Source organism: Nocardia vermiculata NBRC 100427, assembly GCF_001613265.1.
Lineage (GTDB): Bacteria > Actinomycetota > Actinomycetes > Mycobacteriales > Mycobacteriaceae > Nocardia > Nocardia vermiculata.
Map to the genome: position 1 here is coordinate 247,068 of NZ_BDCA01000007.1, position 9,500 is coordinate 256,567.

The 9,500-nt window shown below is 67.8% G+C and carries 9 protein-coding genes; 1 reads left to right on the plus strand and 8 read right to left on the minus strand.

Annotated features, from left to right (window positions below):
- Position 1 precedes the first annotated feature (1 nt).
- Positions 2-427 (plus strand): hypothetical protein, encoded by a 426-nt coding sequence (locus NV2_RS11850; protein ID WP_067872008.1) that lies wholly within the window; start codon positions 2-4, stop codon positions 425-427.
- Positions 428-476: 49 nt separating this feature from the next.
- On the opposite strand, the gene NV2_RS11855 is transcribed toward NV2_RS11850, so the two are convergent.
- From NV2_RS11855 to NV2_RS11890, 8 genes are all read right to left on the minus strand, one after another.
- Positions 477-1,448 (minus strand): DUF8176 domain-containing protein, encoded by a 972-nt coding sequence (locus NV2_RS11855; RefSeq protein WP_067871880.1) that lies wholly within the window; start codon positions 1,446-1,448, stop codon positions 477-479.
- Positions 1,435-2,796, minus strand: a complete 1,362-nt coding sequence (locus NV2_RS11860; protein ID WP_067871883.1) for a hypothetical protein — start codon at positions 2,794-2,796, stop codon at positions 1,435-1,437. The genes NV2_RS11855 and NV2_RS11860 overlap by 14 nt, the downstream gene beginning before the upstream one ends.
- Positions 2,793-3,167, minus strand: coding sequence for a hypothetical protein (locus NV2_RS11865; RefSeq protein ID WP_245662557.1), 375 nt, complete (start codon positions 3,165-3,167; stop codon positions 2,793-2,795). Before NV2_RS11865 ends, NV2_RS11860 begins: the two co-directional genes overlap by 4 nt.
- Before the next feature lie 287 nt (positions 3,168-3,454).
- Complete coding sequence (gene glmM, locus NV2_RS11870) at positions 3,455-4,822, minus strand: phosphoglucosamine mutase (protein ID WP_067871886.1); 1,368 nt, start codon at positions 4,820-4,822, stop codon at positions 3,455-3,457.
- A gap of 207 nt (positions 4,823-5,029) precedes the next feature.
- Positions 5,030-5,545: a 30S ribosomal protein S9 gene (rpsI, locus tag NV2_RS11875; RefSeq protein ID WP_084474394.1), complete on the minus strand. Its 516-nt coding sequence runs from the start codon at positions 5,543-5,545 to the stop codon at positions 5,030-5,032.
- Positions 5,542-5,985 (minus strand): 50S ribosomal protein L13, encoded by a 444-nt coding sequence (gene rplM / locus NV2_RS11880; RefSeq protein WP_067872013.1) that lies wholly within the window; start codon positions 5,983-5,985, stop codon positions 5,542-5,544. Before rplM ends, rpsI begins: the two co-directional genes overlap by 4 nt.
- 192 nt (positions 5,986-6,177) lie before the next feature.
- Positions 6,178-7,293: a hypothetical protein gene (locus NV2_RS11885; RefSeq protein WP_245662558.1), complete on the minus strand. Its 1,116-nt coding sequence runs from the start codon at positions 7,291-7,293 to the stop codon at positions 6,178-6,180.
- A 67-nt stretch (positions 7,294-7,360) separates the two neighbouring features.
- On the minus strand, positions 7,361-9,500 hold a 2,140-nt coding region (locus NV2_RS11890), incomplete at its 5' end, for an ATP-binding cassette domain-containing protein (protein WP_067872019.1).

Sequence of the window (9,500 nt, forward strand, 5' to 3'; positions counted from 1 at the left end):
GATAGCACTCGGAACGGATACCCGGATCACGTTGGTGATCGCGGGACTTCTCTTCGTGTGGGCCCTCCTGCTGGGTGTCTGGAAATACCACGGGATGCGGACCTCGCCGCAGGGGCAGGCCCACCCGTACGTCGACATCGCACACCGCGCGGCGCTCATGTACAGCTTCGCCACCTTGCTGCTCGCGGTATTCGTCGAACTCTCGGACTGGCCGACCGCGGTGAATCTCGTCGCGGCACTGCTCGTCGTCACCTTCTTCGCGGGCGCGATCGCCTCGTACTGTCTCCACGGCCTGCGCCGCGACACCACCAACCAGTTCCATGGCTCGATCTCCTCGTCACTGCGGCTGGCCATGTACGCGTTGATCGTGTGTGAGATCGGCGGATTCCTGGTGCCGTTCACCGGATTCCTGCACGCGCAGTTCTGACTCCGGCGCCACTCGCACCCGGCGGCGTCCGCGAAGCCCGGCCGAGCCGCTATCCTTCGGCGATCGAGGTGATCAGGGTGCGGCCGGATTCGGTACGCGTGCCGACGATCTGAGTGAACGCATGGGGCTGTTCGTCCGGCCGTTGCTGGGTCAGGCGGACTTCGAACTGACCGTCCTCGCTGGTCCGGGTGATTTGCACGCAGTAGCGAGTACCGACCGGCACCTGGTTGATACCGCGTTGAATCTGGTCTGCCGGTGGCACCGACGAGTCGTCGGCGACGACCGCACGAGCGGCGAAGCCGGAACGCTGAACGTAGTACGCCCGCTCGAACGCGAGAATCGCATCCGGTCCGGTTCCGGTACCTCCCGGATCGGTACCGGAGGTCACCTCCGAGGAGCGTTGCTGTTCGCAGCCGTCGGTGGCGATCGCCGAGGACGGTGCCTCCGTACTCGGGGGCGCACTGTGCCGGGAGGTCGCGGGCGGTACCGCGGCGACGAGCGGAGCCTGCGAGGCAACCGTTCGATCGGATGCGTCGTTACCCGTGTGGATGACGGTCAGGACCACGGAGACGACGACGATGGCGACGCCGGCCAGTGTGAGTGCGGCAAGCAGTTTCTCACCACGCCGGTTGTCCCGACGCGGCCGGGACTGCCGGGGGCGGCGCAGGGCCGGGCCGGGGTTACCACCCGAACGGTCGACGACCTTGGGCACCAGGGACGACTTGTCGGCCGACTCCGGACCGGGCAGCGGTCCGGCGACCGGGATCCGGCGCGGCTCCGGTTCGGCCGCGGGCTCCGGGGCATCGCTCTGCCCGGGGTCGAGCCACTGTTCCCAGTCCCCGGCCGGATACACCGGCGATCCGGGAACGGGTCGCGGCGGCGCCGGCCGGGCCGTACCACGCCCGGGTGCACGCCGGCCCGCGCGGCGCTTGCGCCCCTGCTTCCCGACCGGGGTGCGGACCATCGGCAGGCCGAGGTCGAACGGATTGTCCTGCGGCGGGTCCGGATCAGACCGTGTCATCGCCGAAGTCGCCGATCACAGCGGCGGGCACGGTGGTCTCGGATGCCGGTACGGTGACACCGAGCTGGCCCTCCCGAGGTTTGTGATCTTGCCCGCCACCCGCGGGTGGCGGCAGTGCCATACCGCCGGCGACCCCTGGATGCGCCGGCGGTTCCGGTGCCGGTGCCGGAGCAGGGATCTGCGGTTTCGGCATCGGAGCGGGTACCGGCTTGTCGTCGGGCGGGATGATCGACGAGGGCGGTGGCGGTTCCGGCTTATCCGAGGGCGTCTTGTCGCCCGCGGTCTTGTCACCCAGCGCCTTGTCACTTCCCGGTGCGCTCGCACCCGGAATGATCGAGCCGGGACCGGTGGTGCCGGATGGCGCCTTCTCGGCATCTCCCCCGAAATCGAACAGCGCGCCCTCCGAATTCCCGGATGCTCCGGCCGGATTGGTCTTCTCGGCGCCGTCGGGGTTGATCAACTGTGGGATGGCCTGGTCGACCGAGGACGCCACGGTATCGATGGTGTGGGTACCGACTTCGGCGATCTTGTCGATGAGATGGGTGCCGATATCCACACCGGCATTGATCGCCGAGGTGCCGATATCCACGCCCGCCTTCACCAGCAACTGCTGCAGTTGCAGTTGAGCGAGCTGCGCCGGGTCGACGGGTTGCCCTGGGACAGTGCCGGGCGGTGCGGGAGCCGCGCTGTATCCGCTGGGCAGGGTCGGCGTGTCCTGCCACGACTCCGAGGAATCCAGACCCGACGGTGTCGAGACGGTGAGCGGGCCCATCTCGTCGAGCCGGCGCGAATGGTCGTCCATTTCTGTTCGCGCGGACGTGACCTCGGTAATGGCCTCCCGCAAGGCCTGCGTGGCGCGGTTGATCACCGCGTCCGTATCCGGTGCGGCGGAGGCATTTCCCAGCATGGTGCGGGCATCGCTGCGGAAATCGGCGATGATCCGGTCCACTCGGCCTGCCGCTCGGGAACTGGTGCCGTGTGCGTCCGAGAGCACGCCCAGATAGGCCGGGCCCCGGTCGGAGATATTGCCGATCTGGGTCTGGGTGGTCCGCAGCGCCGGCACGGTGGCATCGGATCCCGGCCCGGTCCAGGTGGATTCCAGCGCATGCATGCCCTGACGGTGCGGGGCTTCGGTATCGGCTGCCTGGGTTGACGCGTTCGACAACGCCGCCGCAATCGCCGCATTGGGCGCCGCGACGCCGTTCCCCAGCGACGCGCGCAGTTCGAGCAGGGGTTTCACCAGGGTCGCGACCAGCGGAGGATCCACATTCGGATCGGAAGACGTTGCGGGCGTGGTATCGCCACGGTCGGCAGCCGGGCGGCGGCGTAATCCGGTTCCGTGTCTCATAGTGCCTGCTCCGTCCGCTCGATCGCGGCGGCGGACTCCTCGTCGGAACCCCGCACACCCGCGGTATAGGTGCTCAGTGTGCTGCCGTAGGCGGACACCAGCTTTCCCGCGGTGGACAGCGCTTGCGCATGTTCGGATACCGCCGCGGCGAACTTGGTGGCGAAATCCGCGCCCACCAGCCCCAGATCAGTGGTCAGTTGCTGGGAATCCACCGCACCCTCGGCCACGGCAGCGGCCGAACCGAGTTGCTGGGAGACCGCCTTCGCAATCGCGGTATAGGCGGCCATGGCCGCGGGATCCACCCTCATCACCGCATCCGATGACGATGCGGTGCCGGGTGCGGACGAGTTCTCGAGCTGCAGCGGGTCCACTGTTCCCCCTCACGGAAATCAAGCTTCGCTGTCGCACATGGCCTTCGTCCACCATACTTCCCGCGGCCGACGGTCGCGCCTCGATCCCCGGGACCGTCGCGGCGGCAACAACGTTCAGCCGGTCGCAACACGCCGCGTAAGGAAGGCGCTCAACCGGCCGCTACCAGGAATTTCGCCAGGAACAACAGCATCGGGGCGAGCGCCGCGGTCCGCCTCTTCCGGCCGGCATTCGCTCCCCGGACGCACCCCTGCTAGTCACCCGCACCCCGCGCGTAGAAGCAGCAGGCTCATACCGCCGCAACACATGCGGCGAGATCGTCGGCAAGCTGCTTGGCGCGCAGCGGATCGGTCGCCTCCACCATCACCCGCACCAACTGTTCGGTACCGCTCGGACGCAACAGAACTCGCCCGTCCTCACCGAGCAGCCGCTCGGCATCGGCCACCGCGGCGCGCACCGTCGGCGCCGCCGCCACGGCGGCCTTGTCGCCGACCGGAACGTTCACCAGCACCTGCGGCACCGTCGTCATCACACTCGCGAGGTCGGCGAGGCTGCACCCCGTCTCGTTCATGCGTGCCATCAGTTTCAGACCGGTGAGCACACCGTCGCCCGTGGTGCCGTAGCGCGGCAGAACCACATGCCCGGACTGCTCACCACCGAGGCTGAAGTCCCCGCGACGCAACTCCTCGAGGACATAACGGTCACCTACCGCAGTGGTTCGCACGGTAATTCCGGCCGCACGCAAAGCGATGTGCAAGCCCAGATTGCTCATGACGGTCGCCACCAATGTGTCTTGCGCGAGGTCGCCCGACTCGTGCATCGCCAGCGCCAGGATCGCCATGATCGCGTCGCCGTCCACCACGGTGCCGGTGGCATCGACCGCCAGGCAGCGGTCCGCGTCACCGTCGTGGGCCAGGCCCAGATCGGCGCCGTGTTCGAGCACAGCACGCTGCACCTGCTCGAGGTGAGTGGAACCACATCCCTCGTTGATGTTGAGCCCGTTCGGTTCCGCATTGATCGCGATCACCCGTGCGCCGGCCGCCCGATAGGCGGCCGGGCCGACACTGGAGGCGGCACCGTGCGCACAGTCCACCACCACAGTGATGCCGGACAGATCGCGGCCCGTGGCCTCCACCAGGTGCGCGATATAGCGCTCATGCGTCCCGGCCAGGCTGTAGTGGTCGTCGACGCGCCCATCGGTCCCCGACAGGCTCAGCACACGGCCGATGCCCGCACCGGTCGGGCGGACGAAACTTTCGGCGCGGACCAGCTCTTCGATCCGGTCCTCGACGGAGTCGTCGAGTTTGTGACCACCGGCCGCGAAGATCTTGATGCCGTTGTCGGGCATGGCATTGTGCGAGGCGGAGATCATCACGCCCAGGCATGCGTCGTAGGCGGCGGTCAGATATGCCACGGCCGGCGTCGGTAACACCCCCACCGACAGCACGCTCGTACCGGCGGCGGTCAGCCCCGCGGTCACCGCGGCCTCGAGCATCTCACCACTGGCTCGCGGGTCCCGGCCGACCACCGCCACCGCACGAGGTCCGCCACGCGCCAGGACCTGTGCCGCGGCCGCCGAAATCCGCAGCGCCAGTTCCGGGCTCAGCGATTCGTTGGCCAGTCCACGGACTCCGTCGGTACCGAACATACGCGCCATAAATCTCGCCCCTCGGGTTGAATTGCGGTGCGCGCGAGGGGCCGCCACAGCTACTCGGTCGCTCGCGCTCGACCGCTATCGTCGGTCGATACAGAACGAGAGCAGGCGTCCAGCTTCGGACGCCTGCTCTCGTACCGGGGTCGCGCGTACCCGACACCGTCCGGAACAACGATGGCTCCGCCAGCGGTGTGGTGCCGCGCTGCAAGATCAGCGCTTGGAGTACTGCGGAGCCTTGCGGGCCTTCTTGAGGCCGTACTTCTTACGCTCGGTGGCACGCGGGTCACGCGTCAGGAAGCCGGCCCGCTTCAGCGTGGGGCGGTCGTCCGGGGTGACCTCGATCAGCGCACGGGCGATGGCCAGGCGCAGTGCACCGGCCTGACCCGACGGGCCGCCGCCGACCAGGCGGGCGTACACATCGAAGGACTCGGTGCGCTCGACGGTGACCAGCGGGGACTTCACCAGCTGCTGGTGCACCTTGTTCGGGAAGTAGTCCTCGATGGTGCGGCCGTTGAGCACGAACTGACCGGTGCCAGGCACCAGACGCACGCGGACCACGGCCTCCTTGCGACGGCCGACGGTCTGCACCGGGCGGTCGGTCAGGACGGGGCCGGCGTACTCTTCGACGTACTCGCCCTCCCCGGCCTCATAGCCGGCACCCTCGTCGACAACCTCGACGGCGACGTCTTCGACGTATTCCTCGTTGAATTCCTCAGGAGCGGTCACTGGGCCACCTGCTTGATCTCGAACGGAACGGGCTGCTGCGCGGTATGCGGGTGAGTCGGGCCCGCGTAGACCTTCAGCTTGCCCAGGATCTGGTTACCCAGCTTGTTCTTCGGGATCATGCCCTTGATGGCACGCTCCACGACACGCTCGGGACGGGTCTCCATCACCTGACGGACGGAGCGGGTCTTGAGACCGCCCGGGAACCCGGAGTGGGTGTGGATGAACTTGCGATCGGCCTTGTTACCGGCGATCGCAATCTTGTCGGCGTTGATGATGATGACGTAGTCGCCACCGTCGAAGTTCGGAGCGTAGGTCGGCTTGTTCTTGCCACGCAGCAGATTCGCTGCCTGGACGGCAAGACGGCCGAGCACTACGTCAGTGGCGTCGATGACGTACCACTGCCGGGTCACGTCACCCGCCTTCGGGCTGTACGTAGGCACAGTGCTTCCCTGTCTGTCGTTGATGTTCTGCCGGCCCGACATGTGATCGAGTGATCCCGGCGGCCAGTGGAGACCCGGGGCTCGTGCTACGACACGAACAATCCGCGACACGAATAAATCCGCGACGTACCACACGTCGATGCAGGACGATACCAGGACGCGGCCACCGCTTCGAAATCGCCCTCACATCGGTCAGCGGTGCAGATTGTCCTTCGCCTTGTCCCACAGACTGCCGTGTTCGCGCCCGCCCCGCGCATCCCCGCCACCGCGTGACGCATCGGACGTGCGCTGCTCGGCGGCCGTCGGGTCCGGCGGCCGGGTGAATCTGCCCGCCGACTGGGGCGGCGAACCGGGCCCGTCCTCGCGGGCAGCGTGCCTACCGGCCGCGGGCTGCTGCGGCGGCATCGGACGCGACGGCTGCTGCGGTGCGGCGCGCGGCGGTGCCGGATCGGGTGCCTGCTCCTCGGCGTACTCGCTGTCGGTCACCAGCAGGTGCGCGGCCCCGAGCACGAGCGCATGCATCGGATGATCGGCCACCCGCAACCGATGTCCCAGATGGTTCTGGAAGGCCAGCCGCAACGCGTCGTTGAAACAGACGTTGCCGGTGAGCAGCACCGTGGAGGTATCCGCACCGATCGAGCGGGCGGCGGCCATCACCTCGATGACCACGTTGTCGGCCGAATGCGCATCGCGCATGGAATCCGGGGTGATCGGCACACCTACCGACTCGGTGGGCTGTTCGTCGTCACCGTCGACGGCGACCACCAGGCAGATGCGACCGTCGGAGTAGACGCCGGTCGCGCCGACGCCTCGACGACCGTGTTCGGGTGGGCGCACCAGTCCCAGGGCGCGCACGTATCCCGACAGCGCCACCGATTCGGGCAGCGGATCGGTGTCCACGTCCAGCTGTTCGACCAGGCGGCAGTACTCGTCGATCTTGTCGTCGGGCCAGTCGTCCGGGAACGGCAGCGCCACGACATCGGGTTTACCGCGCAACCGGCTGCCGATGGCGGCCAGCGGGTGGTAGAGCCGCGCCCGGAACACCAGTTCGGCCGGCCAGGTCGCGCCCGCAATGCGGATCTGCTGATGGCCGAGGATGTCGCGCACGTCGGAGACCGCGATGCCCAGGTCGGATCGCTGCCTGTCCGTGCCGGCGGTATGCAACCGCCCGGTCTTGTCCGCCAGCAGATATGCGGGCGGCGTGTATGTGCCTTCCACCTGTACCGGGCGGATCGGTGTCCCACCGCCACCGGCGGCCACGGACACCACATCCCAACCGAGATGTATCGCCCCAATTCGAGCCGTCACATGCATAAGTGTGCCTGCTGTCGGCTCGGCGTGCTCGGGGCAGGTCCGATTAGCTCCTCCGCGACGGTCATCCGGCGGCCTTCTGCGATCGCAACCGCCACCAGGTAGCCGCGGAGAGCAGCACCGTGAGCACGATCATCATGAACGCGTTCAGCGACCAGAAGCCCACGGTGTGCTGCCAGATCGGATCCGGCTGAGCCTGCTGGAAGATATTTCGCAGGTCGATCGTCGACGCACCACTGGCGAAGCCCCAGCGCGACGGAGACAGATAGGACACCTGTTCCAGCACGACGCGGTCGGTGACCGGAATCATGCCGCCGGCCATCACCAGCTGAATCATGATCATGACCACCAGCAGCGGCATCACCTGTTCATTCGATTTCGCCAGCGTGGACAGCAACAGTCCGACGACGACGCAGGTGACAGCGGTGAGAGCGATATCGACGTAGAGCTCGATACTGCCGGACGGGATCAACGCACCCTTGCCCGGCGGATTCTTACCGGCCAGCACGATCGCCACCAGCACTGCCGACTGCAGCAGCGCGGCCACGCCGAAGACGAGGACCTTCGCGAGCAGATATGCCGAAGGCAGCAGGCCCACCGCTCGCTCGCGGAAGAAGATCGGCCGCTCCCCGACGAGATCACGCACGGTCAGCGTGGACCCCATGAAACAGGCACCGAGAATCAACACCACCAGCAACTGCTGGGACTCGCTGCCACCGGTCGGCGGCCGGACCCAGTTGCCGTCGGGAGTCGGTACCAGTGCCGGCATCGCGAAGCCGTTCTCACCGGGGACCACCAGGCACAGCACGCCGAGCACGAACGGCAGCACCACCAGGAATGCGAGATAGCCGCGGTCGGCGAGGATCAACCGGACCTGCCGGCGGGACAGGGTCGACAGTTGTTTCCACGCACCCGATTTCGGCGGCTGCCCCATATCGCCGCGCGGAGCGGCCGGCGGCGGTGCGGGCGGCGCGGCGGCCTGCCGGGAACGGTAGTTCGCGAAGGCGCGATCGGGATCGGCGGCGACCCGGGCGAAGATTTCCGCCCAATCGTCGGTGCCGAGGAAGTCGCTCACGCCCGCCGGATGCCCGCAGAACGCGGTCTTACCACCGGGTGCGAGCAGCAGCACCTGATCACACATATCCAGGCAGGCCACCGAATGCGTCACCACGATCACGGTGCGGCCGGCGTCGGCCAGCTCCCGCAACATGGTCATGACCTGCCGGTCCAGCGCCGGGTCCAGGCCCGATGTCGGCTCGTCCAGGAGCAGCAGCGCCGGGCCGGTCAGCAGCTCGAGTGCCACCGACGCCCGCTTGCGCTGGCCACCGGACAGCCGATCCACCCGGGTATCGGCGTGCTCGGTGAGTGACAGTTCTTTCAGCACCCCGTCGATCACCTGCTGCCGATCGGACTTCGAGGAGTCCGGCGGCAACCGCAGTTCGGCGGCGAATCCGAGCGCCTGGCGCACCGTCAACTGTCGGTGCAGTACATCGTCCTGCGGAACCATTCCGATACGACTGCGCATCGCCTCGTACTCGGCGTGCAGGTCGCGCCCCTCGAAGGTGACCACACCGGCGGACGGATGGGTCGTTCCCGCAATGAGTTTCGACAGCGTCGACTTGCCGGCGCCGGACGGGCCGATGAGCGCGGTCAGCGTGCCGCGTCCGGCCTGCATGTTCACATCGACCAGCAACTGCTTGTTGCCTTCGACGACGAAGCCGACCCCGTGCACGCTGAGCCCCTGCTCGGTGAGCGGCTTCTTCCGGTGGGCGAGCGTGCCCTCCTTGACGACGAAGTCGACATTGCCGATGGTGACGATGTCGCGCTCGCGCAGCGTGACCCGCTGTTCGCGACGGCCGTTGACGAAGGTGCCGTTCGCCGAGCCCATATCTTCGAGGACGAGGCCCTCATTGCCCTTGACCAGGCGCGCATGCCGGCGTGAGGCGAGCGGATCGTTGACGACGATCTGGTTGTCGCTGGTACGACCGATGGTGAGACCACTGGAAGGGATGCGGTCGGCCCGCGCGATCGGTGCGGTGGAGGCTCGGGCACGCACCGGCGGTAGCGCCGAGGTGTCCGCCTTCGTGGTCATGTTGACGTTGGGCACTCCACTCGAGGCGGCATCGGCAGCGGGAAGCCGTTGCGCCGGCTGCGGATTCGGCCGCTGTCGCGGCGCAGGCGGTGGAGCCGGCGGACGCTGGGCC